21 protein-coding genes and 1 pseudogene are annotated in these 25,051 nt (G+C 66.7%); 12 read left to right on the top strand and 10 right to left on the bottom strand.

Annotated elements, in window-relative coordinates; genetic code table 11:
• Nucleotides 1-10: 10 nt before the first annotated feature.
• The 4 genes from paaC to AC1DES_RS00910 form a co-directional block, all read right to left on the bottom strand.
• Entirely contained in the window at nucleotides 11-943 is a 933-nt protein-coding gene (gene paaC / locus AC1DES_RS00925) for a 1,2-phenylacetyl-CoA epoxidase subunit PaaC (RefSeq protein ID WP_476893817.1), read from the bottom strand.
• Nucleotides 940-1,245 (bottom strand): 1,2-phenylacetyl-CoA epoxidase subunit PaaB, encoded by a 306-nt coding sequence (gene paaB / locus AC1DES_RS00920; protein WP_136321706.1) that lies wholly within the window; start codon nucleotides 1,243-1,245, stop codon nucleotides 940-942. Before paaB ends, paaC begins: the two co-directional genes overlap by 4 nt.
• A complete protein-coding gene (paaA, locus tag AC1DES_RS00915) occupies nucleotides 1,242-2,282 on the bottom strand; it encodes a 1,2-phenylacetyl-CoA epoxidase subunit PaaA (protein ID WP_476893816.1) in 1,041 nt (346 codons plus the stop codon). Before paaA ends, paaB begins: the two co-directional genes overlap by 4 nt.
• Before the next feature lie 231 nt (nucleotides 2,283-2,513).
• Nucleotides 2,514-3,149 carry a hypothetical protein gene (locus AC1DES_RS00910; protein ID WP_476893815.1) on the bottom strand — a complete coding sequence of 212 codons (636 nt, stop codon included), beginning with the start codon at nucleotides 3,147-3,149 and terminating at the stop codon, nucleotides 2,514-2,516.
• 166 nt (nucleotides 3,150-3,315) lie between these two features.
• Here AC1DES_RS00910 and AC1DES_RS00905 point away from each other — a divergent pair, with 166 nt between their 5' ends.
• Complete coding sequence (locus AC1DES_RS00905; protein WP_476893814.1) at nucleotides 3,316-4,743, top strand: dynamin family protein; 1,428 nt, start codon at nucleotides 3,316-3,318, stop codon at nucleotides 4,741-4,743.
• 11 nt (nucleotides 4,744-4,754) lie between these two features.
• Here AC1DES_RS00905 and AC1DES_RS00900 read toward each other — a convergent pair whose 3' ends face one another.
• Nucleotides 4,755-5,273, bottom strand: a complete 519-nt coding sequence (locus AC1DES_RS00900) for an RNA polymerase sigma factor (protein WP_476893813.1) — start codon at nucleotides 5,271-5,273, stop codon at nucleotides 4,755-4,757.
• 133 nt (nucleotides 5,274-5,406) lie between these two features.
• Here AC1DES_RS00900 and AC1DES_RS00895 point away from each other — a divergent pair, with 133 nt between their 5' ends.
• The 4 genes from AC1DES_RS00895 (at nucleotide 5,407) to AC1DES_RS00880 (ending at nucleotide 9,821) form a co-directional block, all read left to right on the top strand.
• A complete protein-coding gene (locus AC1DES_RS00895) occupies nucleotides 5,407-5,775 on the top strand; it encodes a hypothetical protein (protein ID WP_476893812.1) in 369 nt (122 codons plus the stop codon).
• Complete coding sequence (locus AC1DES_RS00890) at nucleotides 5,759-7,573, top strand: hypothetical protein (protein WP_476893811.1); 1,815 nt, start codon at nucleotides 5,759-5,761, stop codon at nucleotides 7,571-7,573. The genes AC1DES_RS00895 and AC1DES_RS00890 overlap by 17 nt, the downstream gene beginning before the upstream one ends.
• 85 nt (nucleotides 7,574-7,658) lie before the next feature.
• Nucleotides 7,659-7,952, top strand: a complete 294-nt coding sequence (grpE, locus tag AC1DES_RS00885) for a nucleotide exchange factor GrpE (protein WP_476893810.1) — start codon at nucleotides 7,659-7,661, stop codon at nucleotides 7,950-7,952.
• 51 nt (nucleotides 7,953-8,003) lie between these two features.
• On the top strand, nucleotides 8,004-9,821 hold the full coding sequence (locus AC1DES_RS00880; protein ID WP_476893809.1) for an Hsp70 family protein: 1,818 nt from the start codon (nucleotides 8,004-8,006) through the stop codon (nucleotides 9,819-9,821).
• A gap of 47 nt (nucleotides 9,822-9,868) precedes the next feature.
• Here the strand turns inward: AC1DES_RS00880 and AC1DES_RS00875 are convergent, their stop codons facing one another.
• Nucleotides 9,869-10,933 (bottom strand): S1C family serine protease, encoded by a 1,065-nt coding sequence (locus tag AC1DES_RS00875; RefSeq protein ID WP_476893808.1) that lies wholly within the window; start codon nucleotides 10,931-10,933, stop codon nucleotides 9,869-9,871.
• Between the two features lie 332 nt (nucleotides 10,934-11,265).
• On the opposite strand from AC1DES_RS00875, the gene AC1DES_RS00870 reads away from it, so the two are divergent.
• Nucleotides 11,266-11,898: an arsenate reductase/protein-tyrosine-phosphatase family protein gene (locus AC1DES_RS00870; RefSeq protein WP_476894207.1), complete on the top strand. Its 633-nt coding sequence runs from the start codon at nucleotides 11,266-11,268 to the stop codon at nucleotides 11,896-11,898.
• An 86-nt stretch (nucleotides 11,899-11,984) separates the two neighbouring features.
• Nucleotides 11,985-13,052 carry an LCP family protein gene (locus AC1DES_RS00865; RefSeq protein ID WP_476893807.1) on the top strand — a complete coding sequence of 356 codons (1,068 nt, stop codon included), beginning with the start codon at nucleotides 11,985-11,987 and terminating at the stop codon, nucleotides 13,050-13,052.
• 20 nt (nucleotides 13,053-13,072) lie between these two features.
• Here the strand turns inward: AC1DES_RS00865 and AC1DES_RS00860 are convergent, their stop codons facing one another.
• Nucleotides 13,073-13,423, bottom strand: a complete 351-nt coding sequence (locus AC1DES_RS00860; RefSeq protein ID WP_476893806.1) for a hypothetical protein — start codon at nucleotides 13,421-13,423, stop codon at nucleotides 13,073-13,075.
• 494 nt (nucleotides 13,424-13,917) lie between these two features.
• Here AC1DES_RS00860 and AC1DES_RS00855 point away from each other — a divergent pair, with 494 nt between their 5' ends.
• The 3 genes from AC1DES_RS00855 (at nucleotide 13,918) to AC1DES_RS00845 (ending at nucleotide 19,825) form a co-directional block, all read left to right on the top strand.
• Nucleotides 13,918-16,134: a S9 family peptidase gene (locus AC1DES_RS00855; RefSeq protein ID WP_476893805.1), complete on the top strand. Its 2,217-nt coding sequence runs from the start codon at nucleotides 13,918-13,920 to the stop codon at nucleotides 16,132-16,134.
• Nucleotides 16,135-16,413: 279 nt separating this feature from the next.
• A complete protein-coding gene (locus AC1DES_RS00850) occupies nucleotides 16,414-17,187 on the top strand; it encodes a peptidoglycan-binding protein (RefSeq protein ID WP_476893804.1) in 774 nt (257 codons plus the stop codon).
• Nucleotides 17,188-17,194: 7 nt separating this feature from the next.
• The gene (locus AC1DES_RS00845) at nucleotides 17,195-19,825 is read left to right on the top strand and encodes a hypothetical protein (protein WP_476893803.1); all 2,631 of its coding nucleotides are present in this window, start codon (nucleotides 17,195-17,197) and stop codon (nucleotides 19,823-19,825) included.
• Between the two features lie 96 nt (nucleotides 19,826-19,921).
• Here AC1DES_RS00845 and AC1DES_RS00840 read toward each other — a convergent pair whose 3' ends face one another.
• Complete coding sequence (locus AC1DES_RS00840) at nucleotides 19,922-20,491, bottom strand: GNAT family N-acetyltransferase (protein ID WP_476893802.1); 570 nt, start codon at nucleotides 20,489-20,491, stop codon at nucleotides 19,922-19,924.
• Nucleotides 20,492-20,551: 60 nt separating this feature from the next.
• Nucleotides 20,552-21,721, bottom strand: a complete 1,170-nt coding sequence (locus AC1DES_RS00835) for an acetate kinase (RefSeq protein WP_476893801.1) — start codon at nucleotides 21,719-21,721, stop codon at nucleotides 20,552-20,554.
• A 210-nt stretch (nucleotides 21,722-21,931) separates the two neighbouring features.
• On the opposite strand from AC1DES_RS00835, the gene AC1DES_RS00830 reads away from it, so the two are divergent.
• Nucleotides 21,932-22,195, top strand: a complete 264-nt coding sequence (locus AC1DES_RS00830) for a hypothetical protein (protein WP_476893800.1) — start codon at nucleotides 21,932-21,934, stop codon at nucleotides 22,193-22,195.
• Nucleotides 22,196-22,210: 15 nt separating this feature from the next.
• Here the strand turns inward: AC1DES_RS00830 and pta are convergent, their stop codons facing one another.
• Nucleotides 22,211-24,322, bottom strand: a complete 2,112-nt coding sequence (pta, locus tag AC1DES_RS00825) for a phosphate acetyltransferase (protein ID WP_476893799.1) — start codon at nucleotides 24,320-24,322, stop codon at nucleotides 22,211-22,213.
• A gap of 212 nt (nucleotides 24,323-24,534) precedes the next feature.
• Here pta and AC1DES_RS00820 point away from each other — a divergent pair.
• Nucleotides 24,535-24,924 (top strand): annotated as a pseudogene (locus AC1DES_RS00820) (hotdog fold thioesterase); the annotation flags it as partial.
• Nucleotides 24,925-25,051: the final 127 nt, after the last annotated feature.

Below are 25,051 nucleotides of genomic sequence, written 5' to 3'. Positions count from 1 at the left end.
TCCATGTTCCTTACCAGCTCGCTCCGGGGTACTCGCGGGCGAGCACCTGCATTTCCGCGAGGATGTACCCGAGGTGCTCCGAGTGCAGGCCGCGGCGGCCGCCCCCGGGGGCCGGCCGCACCTGCGGGACCTCAAGTTCCGCTTCGGCGAGGACCTCGCCGGTCAGGCGGTCAAAGTCCGCCCGCAGGCTGGAAGGCTCGACGCCGGCACCGGAGGCGCTGAGGCGGCCGGTGAGCTCGTCACCGCGGAAGAGCTCGTCCACGTACGGCCAGATGGTCCTGAACGCGTGGATCATGCGCTGGCGGGACTCGTCCGTGCCGAGCGCAAGGCGCAGGACCCACTGGGCGCTGTGGTCGCGGTGGTAGTCCACTTCCTTGACGGCCTTGGCGGCGATCCCGGCCAGGGTGGCGTCCGTGGACTGGGCAAGCCGGCGGTAGAGCTCGAACTGGTAGTAGCTCACGACGAACTGCCGGGCGATCGTGTGTGCGAAGTCGCCGTTGGGCTGTTCGAAGATCTGGACCGAGCGGAATTCCGGCTCGCGGCGGAAGTAGGCGAGCTCGTCCTCGCTCCGGCCGTCCAGTCCGCCGGCGTAGCTGAGGAAGGACCGGGCGTGTCCCAACTGGTCCAGCGCGATGTTGCCCAGCGCGATGTCTTCTTCAAGCTCGGGTGCGCGGGAGATCCAGTGGCCGAGGCGCTGGGCGAGGATCAGGGCGTCATCGCCCAGGCGCAGGGCGAGTTCGGCGACGTCCTCGCTCGGCTTGGCGGTGCCGCGGCTGACGGCCAGGGCGATGTCTTCCGGGCGCAGCGCGTTGCCCGGCGTGATGCGGGTGGCGCTGGCCGTGGCCTCGCCGCTGCCGCTGGCGCCCTTGACGCCGACGGAGATGTCCCCGTGGCCGCCGTCGTGCGCGTCGTTTGTCTGGGTGGCTGCTTCGGGGGTGCTCACAGGTGCTTCACGCCCTCGCTCTTGGTGTAATACGTCGCGTGGCGGTAGTCCTTGCCCTGGGGTGACTCAAAGAACGCGCCCTTCGAGTCCGGATCACTCGAGGCGATCGCGTCTGCCGGGACAACCCAAATGGACACGCCCTCGTTGCGGCGGGTGTAGAGGTCTCGGGCATTGCGCAGGGCCATCGCCGCGTCAGGGGCGTGCAGTGACCCGGCGTGGACGTGCGACAGGCCGCGGCTGGAGCGGACGAAGACTTCCCAGATCGGCCAGACGTTGCCTGCGTGGGGTTCGGGGGTGGTCATGCGGATACCTTCTCTGCTTGCTTCTTTGCCTGCTTGTCCGCGTAGGCCGCTGCGGCTTCGCGCACCCAGGCGCCGTTCTGGTGAGCTTCGCGGCGCCGTTCCAGGCGCTGGGCGTTGCAGGGGCCGCGGCCGGCGAGGACCTCGTGGAATTCATCCCAGTCCAGCGGGCCGTGTTCCCATTTCTTCGTTTCCTCGTTGAAGCGGATGTCCTTGTCCGGCAGCGTCAGCCCGAGGACCCTGACCTGCTCCACCATCATGCCGACGAAGCGGTTTCGGAGTTCGTCGTTGCTGAAACGCTTGATGTTCCAGGCCATCGACTGCTTGGAGTTGGGTGAATCATCATCCGGCGGGCCGAACATCATCAGCGCCGGGGCGTACCAGCGGTTCACGGCCTCCTGGGCCATCTGCTTCTGCTCGGGCGTGCCGTGGGAAAGTTCCAGCAGGATCTCGAAGCCCTGGCGCTGGTGGAAGGATTCTTCCTTGCACACACGGACCATGGCCCGACCGTAGGGGCCGAAGGAGGCGCGGCACAGCGGCACCTGGTTGGCGATCGCGGCGCCGTCGACCATCCAGCCGATCGCGCCCATGTCCGCCCACGTCCGGGCCGGGTAGTTGAAGATGGAGGAGTACTTGGCCTTGCCGTCCATCAGGTCCTGCATCATCTGATCCCGCGGCTGGCCGAGGGTTTCGGCGGCGGAGTACAGGTACAGGCCGTGGCCCGCCTCGTCCTGGACCTTGGCCATGAGGATGGCCTTGCGCTTCAGGCTCGGGGCGCGGGAGATCCAGTTGGCTTCCGGCTGCATGCCGATGATCTCCGAGTGCGCGTGCTGCGAGATCTGGCGCAGCAGGGTCTTGCGGTAGGCCGCGGGCATCCAGTCGCGCGGCTCGATCCGCGAATCCTCCGCCATGACCTTGTCAAAGTAGGCCTGGCCTTCGGCGTCACGCCGGGCCACGTCCTCGAGGCTCTGTTCATGCCGCGTTTCGTGCCGGGCCGGAGAGGGCTCGGCGGGCACTGACTGCAGGGTCTGCGATGCCATGGTTGCTCCTATGCGTTTCCGATAAATAATTACCGACCGTTCGTTCAGGATATGCGGAAGGCGGGAGATGCGTCAAGCACCTGGTCATGCCAGCCTCGCTGCTGGCGCGACGGCGTTCAGATGGCGGCGTCGGAAGCCGCCCCGCGCACAAGGCGCGCACGAAGGGAGGGATGCGCACCTTGTGCGCACCCCTCCCTTCGGCCGGGCAGCGCCCGGGCCATATTGCCGGCTCTATGGCAGGCGCTTCACGAGTTCGAAATTGTCCGGCAGCGCCCACAGCGTGCCGATCTCGCTTTGGGCTTTCACGAGGTCAGAGAACTTGGCAAAACCCGCAGGGTCGTTCTTCACGGCAGGGCTATTGAGCAACTGGTCCCAAGGCCCTCCGGTCGTGGAACCTCCCACCACCGCAGTAGGCCCATCCAGCATGAACATGACGTCACCGGACTCCGGCGTCGTGTAGTAGTCCAGCTGTCCGTCCTGGTTTTCGTCCGTGAAGGTTACGTCCGCGATGCCGTCACCGTTCCGGTCAATCAGCACGGTTTCGCCAACTCCGTTTTGGTCGTGGTCGAGGACCGTGGCGTCGAAGACGCCGTCGCCGTTTGAATCAACGCTGAGGCTGTCGACGACTCCGTCCTGGTTACCGTCCTGGACCATGGTTTCCGTGTACCCGTCCCCGTTGCCGTCGAGGCGGTACGTGTCGAAAACGCCGTCGTAGTTCGAGTCGTCGGCGAAACCGTCAATCCGGCCGTCGTAATTCGAGTCGACGGCAACCGAGTCGATCCGGCCGTCGCCATTGAGGTCTGCCGTGCCGACGTCGCCCTGACCGTCGCCGTTGTTGTCGGTCCAGGAGTAGTTTTCCAGTGACATGATGATCTCCTTCGGAAGCGGAAGTGGGTCTTCCTTATTTGCTGATGATGATTAGAGGCCCCGCCCCCCGGGAAAGTTCCCTGAAAAAGACTTGAATTTTCCGGGAACTTTCCCGGCCGCTGGCGCATCAAACTGACAAGGAGATTCGTCCGGAAGGAGGTTTGCGATGGACGCTTTTACTAGCTACGAAGATCTGCGCTCCAGTGCAGAGCAGTTGTTGGACGACGTCGAATCAATGCTCGGGCTGTCCGCGGCGCCGGTGCTTGACGACCTCCGAAGCGCCCTGCGAAGGCCGGCCGTCATCGCTGTGGCGGGCCGGGTGAACACGGGCAAGTCGACGCTGGTAAACAGCCTGGTCGGCGCCAAACTGGCGCCCACCTCGGCCCAGGAAACTACCGCCCTGCTTTGCTGCTATGTGTACGGCGCACCGGCCCGCGCGGAAGCCGTGCTGGACTCAGGGCAATTGACGCCGATTCCGCTCGGCGACTCCGGGCCCGTGATCGGGACCATCCGGCCCGAGACCATCCATTACCTGCGGGTCTACGTGCAGGCTGCGGCCCTGCGGCCCGTCACGATCGTGGATACCCCCGGGCTGGGCTCCGCGGTGACGGACAACTCCGCAAGGACCGAGTCCCGGATCCTCGGGGGCCGGGATCCCCAGGGGGGCCCGGACGCGCTGCTGTACCTCATCCGGGATTCTTTCCGCCCGGACGATGTGGAGTTCATTGCCCGTTTCAGGGACCGGCACGCCAGCCGGCCGGGCCACGGACCAGCGCCTGTCATTGGCCTCGTGGCGCATGCCGATAACTATGGCGGAGGTCCGTGGCACAGCCCAGAGCCGGTGGACGAGGCAACGAGGGCAGCGGCTGCACTCGCCGGCAGGATGCCGGCGCTCACCGCCGTCCTTCCAGTCTCCGGTCTGCTCGCCGAAACTGTAAGGACCGGGGTCTTACGGGAGCAGGATGTGCGGAACCTTCGCCTGCTTCAGGGCTCGGACGATCCCCACCTCCAGTTTGCCGAACATCTTGGCCCTCCCCCCGGCATGCCCATGGAGGATTTTCGGCGGCTCACCGGGCTGATCGGAGCGTACGGGATCAGGTACGGGAGGGGACACTGCGGTTCTGCCGGCCAACTCACCGAGTGGCTGCACGAACGGTCGGGGCTGGCCCAGCTGGAGCGGACCCTGCAGACCGCAGTGACAGGCCCGGCCGGGATTGCCCGGGTGGAAGAACTGCTCACCGGCCTCCTCGCCGCGGCGCGCTCCCAGTCCTGGCGGCCTGAAGCGCGGCGACTGATCGAATCGGCAAGGCATGCACCGGCGTTTCACCGCCTGCAGGAAGAAGCCGCGCTGGACCTGCTGAGGGCCGCTGCGCCGGGGCACGAATTCGTAGCGGTTCTGCAGCACCTGACACAGCCAGATGCCGACCTGGAGGCAGTCCTGCCGACGGCGCGCGAAGGCAGCGGCTACCTGGGGCTGGCCGCGCACTACCAATCGATGGTCGGCACAGCGTCAACCGGTGCAGAGGCGCGGGCTGCCAGGGTAATAGCGCGTTCCCTGCTCATCCGCTCCGGAACTGCCGGGACCCGGCCATGACCGGCCCGGCATCAGCGGGGACCCGTGGCAACCGCTGCCTCGAAAGCCTGGCGCGCCCGGCTGATCCTGCTCTTTACCGTAGGGACACCCACGCCCTGGTATTCTCCGATCTGCGCATAGGTGTAATCGCACAGCTCCCGGAGCACGAGGGCCACGCGGAGGTCCACGGGCATGGTCTTCAGCGTCTGCTGGACAAGGTCAGCCTCCGCGAGCTTTTCCGCGAAGTCACGTTCCGGGGCGAAAGCGTCGTTGACCTCGATCTCCGTGCTCCGTCTCGACCGGACGATGCCCAACGCCGCATTGGCCGCAATCCGGTACACCCAGGTCCCGAAACCGGATTCACGGCGAAACCGCGCCATGCCGCGCCAGGCAGCCAGCAGGGTGTCCTGAAGGGCATCTTCGGCGTCGTAAGTGTTCCCGGTAATCCGCAGGCACACAGACCAGATCATGGTCCGGTACTGAGTTGCCAAAGCCTCAAAAGATTTCGCATCTCCCCGGATGGCGGCATCCAAGAGTTGCTTCTGGGCCACGGTCGCGTCCATAGGTCCCCCGCTTGGGTTCAGGTCGCCGTGCCCCCCGCACTAGCCGATATAGGGGCCACTCTAGACCTGACCGAAATGTTCGACTACCCCTACCCGATGGAAATCTGAAATGAGCGCTGAGATGCCTGAAATATCATTCAAGGACATGCTGCTGGTCCCCGGGGGACCGCCGGAATCCGTCTGGGAACGCGCCCTGGACGCTGCGTTCACCCATCCTGACCAGGACGACGTCCCGGACGATGCTTTCGCGGAATCTGCCGGGCCGGGCATGGTGCTGGATCCGGCCGTGGACTTCCTGCCAAACGACGACCATGCCGTCGACTCCCACCCGACGACGCACGATGACAGTTCTGCGGGCACCGCCTGGGACGACGGGAACGGAGGCCCGGACGGCGGCCACGATGCCGGGGACGGAATCCCCGACAGCGGCCACGGACTTACGGACAGTGGCGACGGATTTACGGGTACCGGTGATGACGCCGGATACTGAATCGCAGCAGCTGTCTGCCTTGAACTCGGCCAGGGCGGTGCTCAGTACGTCCACGCGGGTGCTGCGATCCGCGGGACGCGCGGATGCCGCGGACCGGATCATCCGGCAAGCCACCGGTACCAGCAGCACCCCCGTCGTCGTATTTCTCGGGGAAAGCGGGAGAGGCAAATCCTCCTTGGTCAACCTGCTGGTCCCAGAGCTGGACGATACCGGCGGCGAAGAAGGTGGACTGGCGCTCTACCGGGTGATCAATCCGGCCACGGAAGGCGGCAACGGTGCCGGCACCGTCTGGGTCTATCCGGATGGCTCCCGTTCAGCGGACCGTGCGGCGGACCACCCCATTGGCGTTGAACTGGAAACGCACAACGGGTTGCTGGGTGAAGTGATTCTGCTCGACGCCCCCAGCGCGGGAGGGCTGACAGCGCCCCAATCGCTCTTGAACCTGAAGATTCTTGAGGCGGCATCCGTGGCGGTCTTTGTCACGGACGCCGGTGCGCTGCTCTCGAGTGCAGAGATTGCTTATCTGGAGCAATGCTCCGCCCAAGTGGAATCAGTTGGGGTGGTCGTCACCAAAACGGATCTCTACCCGGGCTCCTGGCAGGACGTCGTGGCGGGAAATGCGGCACTGCTCAGGGCCCGCATTCCACGGCTGGCCGACTCGTTCGTCCTCGGCGTTTCGCCCGTCATCGCCAAGGCAGCCAACTCCGCGACGGACCCCAGCGTGCGCGAGGGCCTCTTTATCGCCTCAGGACTCTCGCGTCTGGTCCAGGCCCTGAAGCGGGAGCTCGCCCGCGCCGGCGCTGCCCCAACAGCCAATGCCCTCCGGCTTGCGCGCACCGTCCTCGACGTAGACCGGCAGGCTCTGCTGACCCAATTGGCCATAACCGAGGCCCCCGCCGAAGCGCGGGCGGGCATCATGGCCCAAAGGCAGCGGCTGTCCGAGCTGAAAGAACAACAGCAGCGCTGGACTTTGGATCTGGAGCGGGACCTCGGGGACCTGCGTGCCGGCGTGATGCGCACTGTAGTTGCAAAGCTTGACGACTGGGCTGCCCAGTGGCGAAGCCGCGTCCAGTCGATGCCAAGTTTTCGGATGGGGAAGTTGACGCAGCAACTTACGAACGACATCTTCGCCGATCTCCTGGTGCTCCGCGCTGACGTCATCGATGATGCCGAGGAACAGCTCGGCGAGCTGTTGCATGTGTTGTTCCAGGAAATTCCGTTTCCGGCGGTGCTGCACGACCTCCTGGCGTCGGATGAGCGCCCGGCAGCCAGTCCCCATATGGGCAGCGAAAAGCACCACGGCGGATTCGACCCCGCAGTTGCCATGTCCCTGGTCATGGGATCCAGCATGGGAAGGTCGGTCGCCGCCCTGCTTCCCGCCTTGGGCATGGGCGGCGTTCTGTTTGGCATCCCGATTGCCGCCGTGGGCATCCCGCTTACGGTAGCGGGGGCAGGCGGATGGTATGCCGTCAACCGGTACTACCGCCCGAACATGCAGGAAAAAACGCGCCTCCTGACGGAAATTCCGCGACTGGCACAGAGTGAGCGTGCCGTCATCTCGGACTACTTGGATTCACGGCTCCGTCATCTGAAACCGGAAATCGTCGTGACATACCGCGCGAAACTGCAGGATTCCCTGGCGCATCTGCAGCAACTTATCCAAGAGTGCCAGGCCCAGGAGCAACTTTCTGCCCAAGCGTCCATGCAGCGGATCGACGCGCTGAAACACGACGTGGCCATGATCGACAAACTACTGACCGACATTGACGCCAGCCTGGCAAACCTCCGCCGGCCCTGACGGAATTCTTCGCCTACAACCCGGCCCCAGCAGCCGCCATCGAACCCAGGAGAAACTCACGAACGCAACCCCAGACGCCGCCGATGTGCAACACTACAAAATCCTGCTGCAGGCTCTCGTGGGAACCTACGACCTGTCCTCCAGCGACGTGGTGAGGGCCCACGTCCAAAAGTCCCTTCGGGCTGTTGGCATCACGCCCATCACCCCCGATCCGGGCGATCCTTTCGACGTCGGGCTGCATAACGGGGTCGCCGGGGTCGCGGCACCGTCGCCAAGCCTGGTCTTCCGGATTGCCCGGGTCCTCAGGCCAGGTTGGCGCTCGGACGACGGAGTGCTGCGCCCGGCCGAGGTTGAGGTGTACAAGGATGAGACCAGATGAAACATCAATGGACCAGAAACTCCAGCCACAACGAAGGAAGGCGGATCTGCTATGGAGAGACTCCCCTGGCGCCTGGCCATCGACTTTGGCACGTCAAACTCGGCTGCCGCCGTCGCGCCAGACAATGGCGGCGTGCATGCCCTGCGGTTGGGAGCCCGCTCTGACGCCATCCCTTCCTGCGTGGCTGCCTATAACGGCGAAATCCTCACTGGGGAAGCAGCCCTCCGAATCTCGGGTATCTATCCGGCTGCCTTCGAACCAACGCCTAAGCGGCGCCTGGGCGAGGAAGCAGTGGTCTTGGGGGGCGACATCTGCGATCCCGTGGACCTTGTCGCGGCGGTGTTGGAGTTCATTGTTGGCCAGGCCATCCGGTTCATGGGCGGCGGCCCCCCGGTCCAGGTGGTTCTGACCCATCCGGAAGCTTGGGACGAATACCTGAAGGGACGTCTGGCAGCTGCCGCCCTTAAGGCGGGCATACCCGAGGAGAGCATCCTCCTGATGCCCGAACCCGTGGCGGCCGGCTGGCATTACGCAGACACTTCCGACGTCGGCCCGGGAGCATACGTCACCGTGCTGGATTTCGGGGGCGGCACCTGTGACGCTGCCGTGCTCGAACTTGCACAGACGCCGGACGGGCCCGGCTTCCACGTCGTCGCATCAGGCGGAATCGACCCCCTGGGCGGCCACGACTTTGATGCCCAGCTGGAGCGCTGGGTGTACTCGCAGCTGGCCGCTGAAGGCAAGAACGAACTGCTGAAAGGCCTGGCATCGGAGCATTCCGGCGCAGACCGAGCCGTGCTTCGCGACCAGATCCGAGAGGCCAAACATGCCCTGAGCTTTCACGGTTCAGCCCCCATCGGCGTACGTTCGGGGGAGCACGAGTGGGTCTGTACGGTCACGCGCGCCGAGTTTGAGCAGCTGATTGAACAGGAGCTAGCCAGGGCGACGGACCTCGTTCAACGCGTCATCCAGGAGGCCCTGCCATCGGCGGAACTACTGCACAGGGTCTACCTCACAGGCGGATCCAGCCACATTCCGGCCCTCCAGGCCAAGCTCAGTGAGATCTTGCCTATGAAGCTCGGGCTGATGGGCGATCCGAAGCAAGTCACCAGCATCGGCGCGCTGGAGGCGCCCGCGTCCGGAGGCACCGGTACCGGCGCCGGCACCGAACCGGTCGATGTGCCCGGTCTGAAGGCTAAGGCACCGGCCCGCGGTCCGGCCGGAAATCAGGCCTCCAGCCGAAAGCACCGTTCCAGAGGTCTGCCCCAGAAAGTGCTGATCGGAGGCGGAGTGGCCGCCTCGGTGGCAGTCCTTGTTGCAGCGTTAGCGCTGGGTTCCGGAGGAGGGACACCGCCGCCGTCCCCGCCGGCATCAAAGGGAACCACTGTGACGCCGGCCAGGGAATGCGCGGGCAAGGAACGGCCGGACTTGCGGGCTGGTGAGTGTAACCTGCTCACCAACGTCGCACGCATGGGACGCGTGTCCCCGGATACCTGTGTCGCCAAAAAGGACCTGGCCGGAGCCAGCTCCGGCCTCATCTGCGACCCGAACGCCGACAGCAAATTCAGCTCATCCGAACGTCCCGCGGTGAACGTCTACGGCTACCCGTCCCCCCAGTCACTGACGGCGGCGTTCGACGAGGCCATCAAACGGTTCAACGCCTCCCCGCGATCGGCGACGAAGCCTCCCGGATGGGAGACGTGGCACCTGACGGATGACAAGGCGCAGACGGTCAAGGGACGCGTCCTCAGTGCATCCGAGGCGGATATGAACTACCTGATCTGGACCGACGATGAATCACTCATGATGGTATCGGCCGAGTCCAAGGACGCCGATCTCCCGAAGCTTTATGACTGGTGGCACCAGTAGGCCCGGTGGCCGGACGGTCCTCCCGCCCGGCGTTGGGCGTTGTGGTTTCAGTGCTTCCCAGGCACAGCGAACTCCACATGGAACTGCTGTCCGAAATGAGCCGGGTCCGAGAGGAGATTGAGTCCATCAACCTCTGCGGCTGAACCGGGGAGGATGGACTCAGCGATGGCGCACATCTCTTGGAGGCTAGCGACGGAGGTGTTCTGCAATCTCGTCAGCAGCATGCCCGTCTTGATCCCGGCCTTGCTGGCTCCCGAGCCGGGATCAACAGCCTTGACGTAGAGACCTCCCTTGACTCCCGCCTGCGCCAGCTGGGCGTCAAGGGCAGGACCCCGGGTGCTGTCCAGGCCCGCGAAGTATCCGGGGTAATACTCCTCGACCGCCCATCCCATGTTGTTCGGGGAATCACCCTTCAGCAGCTTGTCGACGATCTCCCGCTTGGCCGAATCGCTCGATATGGAGTAGTACTGGCCCTGCGCGGGTTGATCCCGCGAGCCGAAGTTGATCAAGGTGTTTATCCCGACGAGACGGCCATGGTGGTCCAGCAAGGGGCCACCGGAGTTTCCGGGGTTAACGGTTGCCCCGTGCTGGATGGTTTCTGCGTATTCAGGCAACCCGGCCGGCCTCGCCGGCACCTTTGTCGCGTTTACCAGACCCGAGGTGATCACCAGTTTCTGCTCCGCAGGATTCTGGGTAAGAGTGGCCGGGTAGCCGAGCACGGCAACTGAATCGCCCGGCATGACCTCGGACGAGTTGCCGAAGATGAGAGCCTCAGCCTGCGGCGGCAATTCGGACGAGAAGTGAACGACTGCAAGATCGGTGCACGGGTCTGAAGCGATCACATGGAGGGCCGCCTTCTCCCCGGTGTTAAAGCGACCCGAGATGGCCGAGAGACCTGCTACCACGTGCGCGTTGGTGACACCCATCGAGCCTTCTTTGTCCACGAGAAAGCCGGTGCCAGATCCGATGAAGTCATCGGGCCGGCGTCCCTCAATCGAGAACACCGACTTTTCGCCGATCGCGTACAACTGTTGTGGGGTTAAGTCGGCCGGATTCTGCGCGCCTGACGGCAGGGGGTCAGCCGTAGCGACTCCGCCATCCATGTGATGCATGTCCGCAGGCGGCCCAGCAGAGGCGCTGGCTGAGGACGGGGATGAGGGTGGTTGACCCGGCGTGCCAGGTGGCTGACACCCTGTGACTAGCAGCGCTATGACCCCAAACACCGCAATGTACCGCGGGAGCGCCTGGCCGGACGTGTGTGGTTCCATGATTTCCTCCTGGAGACCGCTACTGGGCGATGACTCATTATCATGTATTCGGAATGGAAGGCAATAGGGTGCGGGGGTCGCGAGCGACGCCCGCACTGACTGCCGAAGGTGCCCAGCTCGATGTCTCGCTGATCGAGGAAATCACGATCGCAGCGGCGGGGATAGACTCGGACCCTATGTGGCAGCCACGAATCCCCGAGCCGGAAGCCAAGAGCGATGCAGCGTCATTGCCCATCCGGATCCTCACCGTCTGTACCGGAAACATTTGCCGCTCCCCCGTCGCAGAGCGCCTGCTCCAGGCCGGTCTGGACCAGGTGCAACCGGGCGCCTTCCGCGTGCGGAGCGCCGGGACAAGGGCCATGGTGGGAGAACCGGTCCAGCCGCTCTCGGCTGACATGATCCGGACCTACGGCGGAACGCCCGACGGCTTTGCGGCCAGGCAGCTGACCCCGGCTATCCTGCGCGACACCGATCTGGTGCTGACGATGGCCGCCAAGCACCGCGGCGAAGTGTTGCAGATGGACGCTTCCCTGCTGAAACGGACGCTGACGATCCGTGAGTTTGCCCGGATGCTGGAAATCCTGGAGCAGCGCGACGGTACAGCGCCCGCCCCGGCCGATCTGCCTGCCGTGTGGCGCGGGCTTCCGGCCCGTGCGGCCTCCGTCCGGCATCTGGCGCTAGCCGCGGACGCCTCGGACAACGACGTCATTGACCCCTACCGCCGCGGCCAGGAAATCTACTGGCAGATGGAGGACGAGCTCGCGCCGGCCATCCGCACCATCCTGCGGTTCGCCCGGCTCCACAGCTGACGCGGCCGTCGGGCCTTTGCCGGGGCGGCGGGCGTAGGGGCAGCGCGTCTCTTTGCCCCACCATCCGGCGGTGGTAGCGTCCGCTTATGGTCACCCCGCCAGATCCCGCAAGGGTACGGTCCGCGCCGAAACCCGGACGGACGCGCCGCCGTCGAATGCTGGTGGCGCTTGCAGCGGCGCTGGCCCTTGCGCTCGCCATCGGGGCGTACGTGCTCACCCGGCCCCGCGCCGACGAGCCGCAGCAAGCCCAGACGGCGGCCACCCCGTCCGCGGAGCCCTCGGCAAGCCCGGCCCCCTCCCCCACCCCGGAGCCTCCCGCCGTCGATCTGAACATCCTGCTGTTGGGCAGCGACAGCCGCGCGGACGCACGCCAGCAGGAAGCCCAGGCCGCCGCCGGCACACCGGCCGACCAGCGTTCGGACGCCATCATGCTGGTCCACGTCCCTGCGGGCCGGCAGGGGATCTACGGCATTTCCATCATGCGTGACTTGTGGGTGGACATCCCCGGCCACGGGCCGTCCAAGATCAACGCCGCACTAGGGCTTGGCGGCATACCGCTGGCGGTCAGGACCGTGGAATCCATGTTTAAGCTGCACATCGACCACACCGTCATGGTGGACTTCGAGGGGTTCAAGGGCCTGACCGACGCACTTGGCGGGATCGATGTGGACGTCCAAGTGCCGTTCACGTCCTCACTCCCGGGCGGCCGTGCGTTCCCTGCCGGGGTCAACAGGCTGGACGGCGCCGCGGCGCTGGATTTCGTCCGCGAACGCTACGCATTTCCCGACGGCGATTACCAGCGGGTGCGCGACCAGCAGCAGTTCCTGCGCTCCGTCATTGCCAAGGCCATGAGCGCGGGCACGCTGGGAAGTCGCGACACCGTCCGCAACATGGTGGTCTCGGTGCTTCCGTTCATGAGCGTGGACCAGGGCTTCACTGCTGAAACCCTGGTCAGACTCGGGTCAAGCCTCCGCGGCCTGCGCCCGGAGGACGGCGTGTTCTTCACGCTGCCCACGGCCGGCACCGGATTTTCAGCGGACGGCCAGTCCATTGTGCTCCCGGACAACGCCGCGATCGCCGCGATTTCTGCCGCACTGGCCGACGGCAAGCTGGCAGATTATGTGGCCGCCAACGGCTTCGAACATGGCAACTGAGCCACGGAAACCGAGGCGGACTACGCCGCCAGGCGGAGGGCTGCGGCCCTGGTCCCTGAGGTAAACCCGAAAGTGGCGACGTCCTCGGCAGGAGCCAGGATGCTGAGCCTGCACTCCGACTGCAGCGGATCGATGGAAGCGGGCAGATGGTGGGATTCCGAACACGCGTGCAGCTGCTCGAGGGCGGCCGCTTCCACGCGGGCATGGCTTACATCCAGAACCAGGTGGAGGCCTTCCCTGAGGTTGTTGGCCCGCTTCACAACCACATACAGGGCCTGGAGGCTTTTCGCCGTCACATGGCCTTGGGCTGCTACTTCCGCTTCTCCGCAATCGAGGTCGAGCCGTACAAGAACCTTGAGCTTGTCATTCAAATGCTTCCCCTGTCACGCATTTTGGTGCCGGCCGCGACGCTGCGGCCGGTTCCCAGCCTAGGGAGCGGATGTGACGTAGGCAACATTTACCGTCATATCCGGAAACCCCGCGTTATGAACGGCGGCAGCCCTTGCCTGGAGGCACACGCTGCTGTACCGCTCTGCCGCAGCGGCGGGTATGCCGCATTGAGGGCCGGCGGTGCCTGGGGAAGCCTCGGTCTCATAAGGCTTGTCACCGCCGGCCCCGCTCAATGCGGTCCGGCTGATTTCCGGGCCCCTGTCCTGCCGCCTGGCCCCTTCGGGGGACAGGATGACCAGCGGCCGACAAGCCAAGGCTATTGACCCGATACAGCCTCCGCGCGAGTAGCCATTACCTGTCTTTCCGGGCCCCGTGCGGCAATTCCGGCCGGCACTACGCGGACCGGGATCTCGACGCGATACCCCGGTAGCGAACGCGGACCGCCCGCAGGTGAATACGTTTATATATTGGGTCCATGACCCAGACTCCCGTGCAGCCATCCCCGCAGCCTCCCGTCGCCAAGAAGGTCCGCACCGTGCGCACCCACCACGGTGACGAGTTCGAAGACAACTACGAGTGGCTGCGGGACAAGGAATCGGCTGAGGTCGTGGCACTGCTCAAGGCAGAAAATGCCTACCAGGAGGCAGTGACCGCCCACCAGGAGCCGCTGCGTGAGGCCGTCTTCCAGGAGATCAAGAGCCGCACCCAGGAGACCGACCTCTCCGTCCCCAACCGCAAGGACGGCTGGTGGTACTACACCCGCTCGGTCGAGGGCAAGGAGTACGGCATCCATTGCCGCGTGCGCGGCCAGGACACCGGGGACCGCGTCGCGGACTGGACTCCGCCCGCCGTCGAGGTCGGCGTCGATATCCCCGGGGAAGAAATCCTGCTGGACGGCAACGTCGAAGCCGAGGGCAAACCGTTCTTCGCCGTCGGCGGGGCTGCCACCACCATCGACGGGAACCTCTACGCCTACGCGGTGGACAACGCCGGCGATGAGCGCTTCACGCTGCGCGTCAAGGATCTGCGGAGCGGCGAGCTCCTCCCGGACGTCATCGAGAACGTCTTCTACGGAATCTCCTTCTCCCCCGACGGCACGCGCATCTTCTACACGGTCGTGGACGACTCGTGGCGGCCGTACCAGGTGAAGTCGCACGTGCTTGGCACGCCGGTCGCCGAGGATGAGGTGGTGTACCAGGAGGACGACGTCGCCATGTGGCTGGGCTTCGAACTCTCCGCCGACCGGCGCCACCTCGTGCTGAGCATCGGCTGTTCAGAATTCAGCGAAACGCGGCTGCTGCGCTTCGACGCCCCCGACGCCGGGCTCCGCACCGTGATCTCCCGGGACGAACGCATCCTGTACGAGGCCGAACCGTTCCTCCTGGCCGGCCCGCAGGGCGGGAAGACAGAGCAGATCCTGCTGACCCACAACAGGGACGCCATCAACTCCATGGTCTCCCTCGTGGACCCGGCCGAACTCGCCAAGCCGCTCGTCGAGCAGCACTGGACCACCGTCGTCGCGCATTCCGACCAGGTGCGCGTCAACGGTGCCGGGGTAACCTCGACGCACCTCATCGTCTCCGTCCGCAAGGACACGATCGAGCGCGTGCAGGTCATCGCTTTGGCAGGGCTGGGCAGCGCTGAGCAGGGCGCACCGGTGGAGCCATCCTTCGAGGAGGAGCTGTACACGGCCGGCGTCGCGGGCTCCGACTACGAGGCCCCCGTGATTCGCATGGGCTACACCTCGTACTTCACCCCTTCCAGGGTCTACGACTTCGTGCTGCCCACCCCGGAGCAGCCGGCGGGCGAACTCCTGCTGCGCAAGGAAAGCCCGGTGCTCGGCGGCTACAGTGCCTCCGACTATGTCGCCACGCGGGAATGGGCCACCGCGGAGGACGGGACCCGGATCCCGCTCTCCGTCCTGCGCCACGCCTCCGTGCAAAAGGATTCGACGGCGGCCGGCCTCGTGTACGGCTACGGCTCCTACGAAATGAGCATGGATCCGGGGTTCGGGATCCCCCGGCTCTCCCTGCTGGACCGGGGAATCGTGTTCGTCATCGCGCACATCCGCGGCGGCGGCGAGCTGGGCCGGCACTGGTACGACGACGGCAAGAAACTGCGCAAGAAGAACACGTTCACCGACTTCATCGCCGCCACGGACTGGCTGGCGGCCTCGGGCTGGGTGGATCCTGCCCGGATCGCGGCCATGGGCGGCTCCGCCGGCGGCCTGCTGATGGGCGCCGTCGCCAACCTGGCCCCGGAAAAGTATGCGGCGGTTGTTGCTGCAGTTCCGTTCGTGGACGCGCTTACCACCATCCTGGACCCCGAACTGCCGCTCTCCGCCCTCGAATGGGAGGAATGGGGAAACCCCATCACGGACCCTTCCGTGTACGCCTACATGAAGTCGTACACGCCGTACGAAAACGTCCGCGCGGTGGCCTACCCTAAAATCGCCGCGGTGACCTCGTTCAATGACACTCGGGTGCTCTACGTGGAGCCCGCCAAATGGGTGCAGCGGCTGCGCGAGGTCAACACCGGCAGCGAGCCGATCGTTCTGAAGATCGAGATGGAAGGCGGCCACGGCGGAGGCTCAGGCCGTTACGTGCAGTGGCGCGAACGGGCCTGGGATTACGCGTTTGTCGCGGATTCACTCGGCGCCACCTCGCTGCTGCCGGGCGCCGGAGTTCGGTAAGACCCGTTACCCCATCGATTGCTCCGTAGGCGCCCTTTTGGTCGCCCATAAGGGCCGTTGCGGAGCAATCGATGGGGCTATCCGGCGGCGCGGCGCCACTCTTGGCTGGACCCGGCCGGACCAGGGACATCCGATGTCCGGGAGCCCTCTATCGCATAAATGGTCATCATGCTTACTATTTACTGGCATGATAGGCATTTCGACGTAAAACCCGTCCGCTGGGGGCGGGGCGTCGGAGCACTGTGACCGGGCACCAAGGTGCCGGAGATGGAGTTTCTTATGAGCGTTGAGCGGGAAATGGCCGCATTGTCCGACGAAGAACTCATGTCCCAGGGCGGAACCGCCCTGCCGGACAAGGAAGTGGCGTCCGTACTGGACCTGAACGCGGACCTGAACCTGGGCATCAGCGCTGCGGCACCGATCGACCTCGGCGTCGCGGCCAATGCAAACGTCGCCGCACCGATTGACGCCGGCGCGTCCGCGAACGTCCTTTCGTTCGGATCCGAATCCCAGGCGCTGGCCGATCAGGGAACCCTCATCAACCAGGGCATCACCGGCGACGCCACGGCGCATTCCGTGCAGGACAGCGGCATCGACCAGGGCACGGGCACCGACGCCTCGGCCGCTCCCGCCACGACGGACCCGGCAACGACGGATCCCGCCGCTGCGGCAGCGGCTCCGGCTGCCACTGTTCCGGCCGGCACCGTTCCGGCCGGCACCACCGACGGCGGTCTCGTCCCCGGCGGCGTCCTGCCGCAGGGCACCACCCCGGACCTGGGTGCGGCGGGCGCGGGTGCCGCTGGAGCCCTCAACGGCAACCTTCTTAACGTCAATGTGAACCTGGACGCCAACGCGGGCATCGCAGCACCCATCAACGGGGCCGTTGCTGCCAACGCCAACGTCGCAGCACCCATCGACGCGGCCGTCGGAGCGAACATCGGCTCGATCGACAGCAACGCATACGCTGTTGCCCACCAGGACGCCATCATCAACCAGGACATCCACGGCAACGCCACGTCCTCGGCGGACCAGCAGTCCACCCTGAAGCAGTAGCACCTAGATGAGCACTCTGCACGGAGGGCCGTCCCGGCAGGACGGCCCTCCGGGTTCTTCCGCGCCCGGCGGCGAAGTACCCGGCGACGCCGTATCCGGCGCGCCTGCCGGCGCTGTTCCCGGCGCACCTGCGGCGCATCCGGCACCTGCGGCGCATCCGGCGCATCCGGCGTCGGCGGCCCATCCGGCGCACGCTGCCGATCCGGCGTCGGCGGCCCATCCGGCGTCGGTGGTGGCGCTCGCCCAAAAACCTGTTCCTGTCCGGGCGGACGGCGTCCAGCTCCTCGGCGAGACGAAGGGCTCGGGCTACAAGGAGGCCCCGTCCCTGGTGCGCCGCGCCGACGGCCAGACGATCCAGCTCACCCGGCTGCTCTACCTGGTCCTCGAGGCGATCGACGGCCGCCGTGGCCTGGACTCCATTGCCGAACACGCCAGCAACGGCTTCGGAAAACTGGTCAGCGCGGAGAACGTCCAGACCCTGATCACCTCACAGCTCCTGCCGCTGGGGCTGCTGCAGCTCGCTGACGGTTCCCAGCCCGAAGTCAGGAAGTCCAACCCGCTTCTGGGCATGCGCTTCCGGTACTCGGTCACGGATCCGGAACGCACCCGGAAGCTCACGGCCCCGTTCGCCAGGCTGTTCAACCCGTTGATCGTTGTGGCCGTGACGGCCGCCTTCCTGGCCTCCTGCTGGTGGGTGCTCATGGTCAAGGGCCTCGCCTCGGCCACCCATGAAGCATTCGCCAACCCGGGCCTGGTGCTGCTGATCCTGGCGGTCACGGTGCTCTCGGCCGGCTTCCATGAATTCGGCCACGCCGCCGCCGCCCGCCGCGGCGGAGCCACCCCCGGGGCCATGGGCACTGGCCTGTACCTGATGTGGCCTGCGTTCTACACCGACGTCACGGATTCCTACCGGCTGGGCCGGGGCGGCCGGATCCGCACCGACCTCGGCGGCCTGTACTTCAATGCGATCGTGGCCGTAGCCATCATGGGCATCTGGTGGGCCACCGGCTACGACGCCCTGCTGCTGGTGGTGGTCACCCAAATCCTGCAGATGGTGCGGCAGCTCATGCCCATGGTCCGCTTCGACGGCTACCACATCCTGGCCGACGCCACCGGGGTCCCGGACCTCTTCCAGCGGATCGAACCCACCCTGCTGGGCCTGCTGCCGTGGCGCCGGACCGACCCCGAGGCCCAGCTCCTCAAGCCCTGGGCCCGGGCAGTCGTCACGATCTGGGTCCTGGTGACGGTGCCCCTGCTGGTGTTCAGCATGGCGACCATGGTGCTCACCCTGCCGCGCGTGCTGGGCACTGCCTGGGACAACGGCTGGAAACAGCAGGCCATGCTCTCCCACAGCGTCTCCACCGGGGACTTTGCCGACGCCGCCGTGCGGATAATCGCGATCGCGTGCATCGCCCTCCCGATCCTTGGCATCTTCTACATCCTGCTGCGCCTGGTCCGCCAGTTCGTCACCGGACTGTGGACAAGGACCCGGGGCAAGGCCCTCCAGCGAGGGACCGCGGTCGCCGCAATCGCTGCCTTGATCGCGGGTCTCGCCTGGGCCTGGTGGCCCGGCGCCGAGACGTACCGTCCGGTCCAGTCCTATGAGCGCGGCACCCTGTCCGACGCCACCACCGCCATCTTCCCGGCATCCTCCGCGGGCCGGATGAAGGAGGGCCAGGCCGGCCGGACCGTCGCCCTGTGGCCAAAGGATGCCAGGAAGCCTACCCGCGAAGACCCCCAGCTGAGCATGGTCCTCGTCCCGAGACAGTCCGGCGCGGCCGCTCCGGCGGGTGCTGCGGGTTCCTCACCGGCTGCGCCGCCTGCCCCTTCCTGGGTCTTCCCGTTCGACAAGCCCCCCGCACCTCAAGAGGGCAACAACCAGGCGCTGGCGGTCAACACCACTAACGGATCGGTGACCTATGACGTTGCCTTTGCGCTGGTCTGGGCCGACGACGGCCAGGACGTCCAGACCCGCAACGAGGCCTACGCCTTCGCCAGCTGCGCCGATTGTGCTGCCGTAGCGGTGGGCTTCCAGGTGGTCCTGATCGTGGGCCAGACTGATGTGATCGTCCCGGAGAACCTCTCCGCGGCCGCGAACTACAACTGCGTCCGATGCCTGACCTATGCCCTGGCGAGCCAGCTGGTCCTGACCCTCGACGGCCCGTTGAGCGCCGATGGCATGACAAAGCTGGACGCGCTGTGGCAGCAGATCGCCGACTTCGGCCGGAACCTGCGCAACGTCCCGCTCGCGGAAATCCAGGACCGGTTGAGCGCCTTCAAGGCACAGATCGTGGAGGTCATCAAGGCCGACCCCAGCGCCACCAAGGGCACGGCCCCGGGTACGTCCCAGACGCCGGGCGCAACCACGCAACCCACGCCGGGGAGCACTGCGGCGCCGTCGCCGGGCGTCACGGAGCAGGCCCCTCCGGCCGGTGGAGCGCCCACGATGGAACCCGCTCCGGCCGGCACGGCCGCAGCGCCGGCACCGGCCCAGACTGCGCAGCCTGCGCAGTCCGCGCCGCCCGCGCCGTCCGGAGGAACGGGGGCGGGCACGGGTACGGAACCTGCGACTGCGCCGGCTCCCGCACCGGGAACGGCGTCGCCCGCCCCGACCGCTACGGCGCCTCCCGCTCCCTAGGCCTGGCACCTGGGCCCGGGCCCATGGATCCGCGGGATTCCCTGGGTCCGGGGTGGTCCGGGCAGCAGCAACTGGGCAGGAGCGCCGTTTAGGCGTTCAGCCGCCGGAGACCTGCTGCCGGGCCTGCCACTCCTCCGCGAGGATGGCGTAGACCACTTCCGTGGCCCACTCCCCCTTGTAGTGCCACTTGTCGACCTGCGTGGACTCCAGGCGCATGCCGAGGCGTTCGCACAGTGCGGCGGAGGCGGTGTTCAGGGCATCGAGTTTGGCGTCGATCCGGTGGAAGCCGAGGTCGTCGAATCCGAGCTTGAGCAGCGCCCCGGCCGCCTCCGCGGCTATCCCCCGGCCGCGCGCCTGCGGGGCCAGGCTCCAGCCGATCTCGGCCTGCCCGCAACCGGGCAGCCACTTCAGTACCACTTCACCGAGGAGGCCGGGCGAGTCGGCGGCCTCGATGGCCAGGGCAACCCAGTCGCCCTCCTTTTCAAACTCGAAGTTGGCGTATTTGCCGACCGTCTCCATCGACTGGGTGTAGCTCTTGGCCTCACGCGGCAGGAACCGGGCGGTCTCGGGCAGCGAGTGGTACGCGTGGAAAGCGTCGAGGTCGGAGGCTGCGAAACGGCGCAGCACGAGCCGTTCGGTGCGGAGGGGAAGATTCAGTTCCGTCATGGCCCCAAGGCTACCCATCGATTGCTCCGCAGGTGCCGTTTTGGGCCGCGAAAAGGGCCGCTACGGAGCAGTCGACGGGTGGGTGAGGACGTCGGCAGTTGCCTCGGCGATCGCGCGTTCCTCGTCCGTGGGCACCACGAGCACGGGCAGGGCCGAGCCGGGTGTGGAAATCACCCGGGGTTCCTTGGACCGCTCACGGTTCAGGCCGGCGTCGAGCTGCACGCCCAGGGCGCCGAGCCGCTCCGCAACGAGCGTCCTGAACTGGTGCGAGTTTTCGCCGATCCCCGCCGTGAACACGAGTGCCTTGGCCCCGCCGACGGCCACGTGGTACCCGCCGATGTACTTCGCAAGCCGGTAGGAGGCGACGGCGAGCGCCATGGCCGCCTTGGCGTCCCCGGCCTCGGCTGCTTCCACGACGGAGCGCATGTCGTTGTTGCCGGCCAGGCCTTTGAGCCCGGACTGGCGGTTGAGCATGGCATCGAGGTCCTCCGGGGACCAGCCGGCCCGGCCAAGGAAGACGAGGATGGAGGGGTCCAGGTCACCGGAGCGGGTGCCCATGACGAGGCCCTCCAGCGGCGTGAAGCCCATCGAGGTGTCAACGGACTGGCCGCCCCGGATCGCGGTCACGGAGGCGCCGTTGCCGAGGTGCGCTATGACGGCGTCGAACTCGTCCAGCGGGACATCCAGCAGGGCCGCGGCCCGGTGCGCGACGTATTCGTGCGAGGTGCCGTGGAAGCCGTAGCGGCGGATTCCGTGGTTGGTATAGAGCTCGTCCGGCACCGCGTAGCGCCAGGCATGCTCGGGCAGGGTGCGGTGGAAGGCAGTATCGAACACCGCGACCTGCGGCATGTCAGGCCACTTCTTCGAGATCGCGCGGATGCCGAGCACGTTCGCCGGGTTGTGCAGGGGCGCCAGAGGGTTGAGCCTTTCGATGGCGCGGGTGATCTCGTTGTTGATCAGGACCGGGGCGGAGAAGCGTTCCCCGCCGTGCACCACGCGGTGCCCGACGGCGTCGAGCGCACGGTCGCCCAGCGCGGCGTGGATCTCGGTGTCCACCAGTTCCAGGGCCTCCGCGTGGTCGCGGGGTCCCTCGATCTGGCCGTCGCCCTCCCCGCCGTTGCCCATTCCGATCTTCTCGACCAGTCCTTCGGCGAGCACGCTTCCGGCCTCGACGTCGCGGACCTGGTACTTGAGCGAGGACGAGCCAGAGTTGATAACGAGCACGAGCATGGGGGCCTCCTACGCCTTGGCTTCTGCGCTAACCCGTGTGGGCGCATCGGGAGTGGCATCACGCCGGAGCCTGGCGGAGCACTCCATGGGACCCACTATAAATTGCCGGACCGTTTCTTGCCGGACGGGCGAGCGCGCCAATCCGTTGCGAAAGCCGCGGCGGGCGCCTAGAGTCGGCGGACCACCTCGACAACTCACGAAGGGACTTCCATGACTGACGACGCGACCCAGCCAGAGAGCACCGAGCCCGAGAGCACCAAGCCGGAGAGCGGGGCCGGCAAAGCGGATCCCACCGGCGTCGAAGGCGCGAACCCGGCCCTGGACGACACCGGCAACTTCAAGGCCGCCGAGACCGGGGAAGCCGCTGAGGCCCCCGAGAATCTGGAGGACCTGGATCTCACGCCGGCGGGCCTGGCCGATGAGCCCGCCAAGCAGGAAGATCCCGACAACCCGGCGAAGCCGGAGAACAGCTGACGGGAGAACAGCTGACTATGCATGGACAGCCGCCGGTGCCGGCTCGGTGGCGGATTCCACGGACTGGGCCTGGATCGCCGTAATGGCCACCGTGTTCACGATGTCCTCCACGGTGCAGCCGCGGGAGAGGTCGTTGACCGGTTTGCGCAGTCCCTGCAGGACGGGCCCGACGGCGACCGCCCCCGAGGACTGCTGCACGGCCTTGTAGGTGTTGTTGCCAGTGTTGAGGTCCGGGAAGATGAACACGGTGGCCTGCCCGGCGACGGACGAGCCGGGCATCTTGGACTTGGCGATCGCGGCGTCCACGGCGGCGTCGTACTGGATGGGGCCCTCGACGGCAAGGTCCGGACGGCGCGCCTTCACCAGTTCGGTGGCCTGCCGGACTTTGTCCACCGCCTCGCCGGTGCCGGAGCCTCCCGTGGAGTAGGAGAGCATGGCCACGCGGGGCTCAACGCCGAACTGGGCCGCGGTCTCGGCCGAGGCCAGCGCGATGTCCGCCAGCTGCTCCGCGTTCGGGTCCGGATTGACCGCGCAGTCGCCGTACACCAGGACCCGGTCCGGCATCAGCATCAGGAACACCGACGAGACGATCTTCACGCCGTCGCGCGTCTTGACGAACTCCAGCGCGGGACGGATGGTGTGGGCGGTGGTGTGCGCGGCCCCGGATACCATGCCGTCCACCACGCCCAGCTGCACCATCATGGTGCCGAAGTAGCTGCCATCCAGCATGGCCTCCAGCGCCCGGGCGAGGTCCACGCCCTTGTGTGCCCGCAGCTGCGCGTACCTCTCCGCAAACTCCTGGCGCAGCCCCGACGTCGCGGGGTCCACGATGCTTATGCCGGAGAGGTCGATGCCCTGGGTGGACGCCAGCTCCCGGACCGCGGACTCGTTGCCCAGGATCGTGAGATCGCAGACGTCCCGCCGGTGCAGGATCTCGGCGGCCCGCAGGATCCGCACGTCGTTCCCCTCCGGCAGGACGATGTGCCGGCGCTGCAGCCGGGCCCGCTCGATGAGGTCGTGCAGGAACCGCAGCGGCGTCATCCGTTCCGGCCGGGGCAGGTGCAGCCGTTCCAGCAGCTCCGCCTCGTCCACGCGCTTGGCCCACAGGCCCAGGGCGGAGGCCACTTTGCGGCGGTGCCCGGACCAGATCTCGCTCCGGACCTCGGAGACCCGCTTGGCGGTTACGTAGGTGTCGTCCGGGGCGGCAAAGATCGGGAACGGGGCCTGCGCCAGCAGCGAGTAGATCGTGGGATCGGGAGCCAGGCCGCCGGTCAGGATCAGTGCGGACGGGACCGGGAACTCCGGCGAAAAGGACGACGCCAGGCAGGCGACCAGCACGTCGGCCCGGTCACCGGGAACGATCACCAGGGCGCCGTCGTCGAGCACATGCAGGAAGTTGGCGACGTTCATGGCCGCCACCTTGACCGAATGCACGTCCCGTTCCAGGTCCGGCAGCCCGGCGACCTGGCCAATGCCGAGCGCGGAGGCGACCTCGCCGGTGGTCGGCCTGGCGATCGACTCCAGCTCCGGCAGGACGTACACGGGCCGGCCCGAGGCGCCGGGGCGGACGGCCGCGGCAATGCCGTCCAGGTCCTCCGGATCGGCCCGGTTCACCATGATTGCCAGGAGCGTGCAGCGTTCGGCGAGGAGTTCCTTCCGGGCAACCTCGACGGCGTCGGCCGCCTCCGCGACGGTCCGCCCCTTCGCGCCCACGACGGCCACGATGGAGGCGGCCAGGTTGTTCGCGAGGCGGGCGTTGAGGTCAAATTCGACGGCGGCGTCCTGGCCGGTGAGGTCCGTTCCCTCCACGATCACCACATCGCAGTGGCGTGACATCTCGGCGAAGATCTCGACGCAGCGGGCGTCGATCTCGGCCCTGTTGCCCTCGGCCAGCAGCCCGCGGACCTCGGCGAACGTCAGGCCGCCGCGGCAGCGCTGGTCGTCAAGATCGAACCGGGCCTTCATCAGGGCCACCATCGGGTCCGCCGCGGCGTCGTTGCCGTGAACCACCGGCTTGAAGAAGCCGATGCGGTCCGCATGCCGGTGCAGCGTGTCCGCCAGCCCCAGCGCTATGAGCGACTTCCCGGATCCCGGTGTGGTCGCGCTGACGTAAATCCCCTTGGCCATGATCCGCCCTTAGGTCGTGTCGTGGTGGTGCTCCGTTCCTCCATACTTCCACTTGTTTCCGTGGTTTCTCCATGACGCCCGGAGCCTGCCCGCAGGACTGGTCCCGAAATGTGTCTGCAGTACGGGCGTAGAGGTCGCCGGCTCTTGACAGCAGGTATCACAATGGGATTACCTAATGAACATTCGGTAAATAAAGCTGGAGGCAATGACGCATGTCTGAACTGACGATTTCCGGTGACACCCACCCCATCCTGAAAGACGACTACGCCTCGGAATGGATGGGCATCGAAGTTGTGGCGCTGGACGACGGACACGCCACGATCCGCATGACGCTCCGGCAGGAAATGCTCAACGGATTCGGCATGGCCCACGGCGGAATGATCTTCGCCTTCGGCGACACAGCCTTCGCGCTGGCCTGCAACCCGGCCAGCCCGAACCCCTCTGGCGAGGACACCATCACCGTGGCCTCCGGCGTCGACATCAACTTCCTCAAGCCGGCCTTCCGCGGCCAGGTCCTGACCGCCGTCGCCAACCGCCGCGCCAGCACCGGACGCAGCGGCCTCTACGACATCCAGATCTACGCCGCCGATCCGGGCGCAGGTGCGCCTGCGACGCCGACGGCGTCACCCGCCGGCCCGGCTCAAGCCGCCACCGTCCCGACCGCCACCGTCCCGACCGCCACCGTCCCGACCGCCACCGTCCCGACCGCAACGGTCCCGGGCGAACTCC

This window comes from Arthrobacter sp. 05T442 (assembly GCF_056395945.1).
The sequence above is the reverse complement of the archived record's forward strand: the minus strand, read 5'-3'. Positions and strand labels throughout refer to the sequence as shown.

What these genes read in the sequence shown, in the direction of transcription:
- AC1DES_RS00870 (WP_476894207.1), top strand. Translation starts at nt 11,266, where the DNA reads ATGTGGCAGCCACGAATCCCCGAGCCGGAAGCCAAGAGCGATGCAGCG.
- AC1DES_RS00880 (WP_476893809.1), top strand. Translation starts at nt 8,004, where the DNA reads ATGGAGAGACTCCCCTGGCGCCTGGCCATCGACTTTGGCACGTCAAAC.
- AC1DES_RS00875 (WP_476893808.1), bottom strand. Translation starts at nt 10,933, where the DNA reads ATGCATCACATGGATGGCGGAGTCGCTACGGCTGACCCCCTGCCGTCA.
- AC1DES_RS00895 (WP_476893812.1), top strand. Translation starts at nt 5,407, where the DNA reads ATGCCTGAAATATCATTCAAGGACATGCTGCTGGTCCCCGGGGGACCG.
- AC1DES_RS00850 (WP_476893804.1), top strand. Translation starts at nt 16,414, where the DNA reads ATGAGCGTTGAGCGGGAAATGGCCGCATTGTCCGACGAAGAACTCATG.
- AC1DES_RS00910 (WP_476893815.1), bottom strand. Translation starts at nt 3,149, where the DNA reads ATGTCACTGGAAAACTACTCCTGGACCGACAACAACGGCGACGGTCAG.
- AC1DES_RS00840 (WP_476893802.1), bottom strand. Translation starts at nt 20,491, where the DNA reads ATGACGGAACTGAATCTTCCCCTCCGCACCGAACGGCTCGTGCTGCGC.
- AC1DES_RS00905 (WP_476893814.1), top strand. Translation starts at nt 3,316, where the DNA reads ATGGACGCTTTTACTAGCTACGAAGATCTGCGCTCCAGTGCAGAGCAG.
- pta (WP_476893799.1), bottom strand. Translation starts at nt 24,322, where the DNA reads ATGGCCAAGGGGATTTACGTCAGCGCGACCACACCGGGATCCGGGAAG.
- AC1DES_RS00855 (WP_476893805.1), top strand. Translation starts at nt 13,918, where the DNA reads ATGACCCAGACTCCCGTGCAGCCATCCCCGCAGCCTCCCGTCGCCAAG.
- AC1DES_RS00830 (WP_476893800.1), top strand. Translation starts at nt 21,932, where the DNA reads ATGACTGACGACGCGACCCAGCCAGAGAGCACCGAGCCCGAGAGCACC.
- AC1DES_RS00890 (WP_476893811.1), top strand. Translation starts at nt 5,759, where the DNA reads ATGACGCCGGATACTGAATCGCAGCAGCTGTCTGCCTTGAACTCGGCC.
- AC1DES_RS00865 (WP_476893807.1), top strand. Translation starts at nt 11,985, where the DNA reads ATGGTCACCCCGCCAGATCCCGCAAGGGTACGGTCCGCGCCGAAACCC.
- paaA (WP_476893816.1), bottom strand. Translation starts at nt 2,282, where the DNA reads ATGGCATCGCAGACCCTGCAGTCAGTGCCCGCCGAGCCCTCTCCGGCC.
- AC1DES_RS00845 (WP_476893803.1), top strand. Translation starts at nt 17,195, where the DNA reads ATGAGCACTCTGCACGGAGGGCCGTCCCGGCAGGACGGCCCTCCGGGT.
- AC1DES_RS00835 (WP_476893801.1), bottom strand. Translation starts at nt 21,721, where the DNA reads ATGCTCGTGCTCGTTATCAACTCTGGCTCGTCCTCGCTCAAGTACCAG.
- paaB (WP_136321706.1), bottom strand. Translation starts at nt 1,245, where the DNA reads ATGACCACCCCCGAACCCCACGCAGGCAACGTCTGGCCGATCTGGGAA.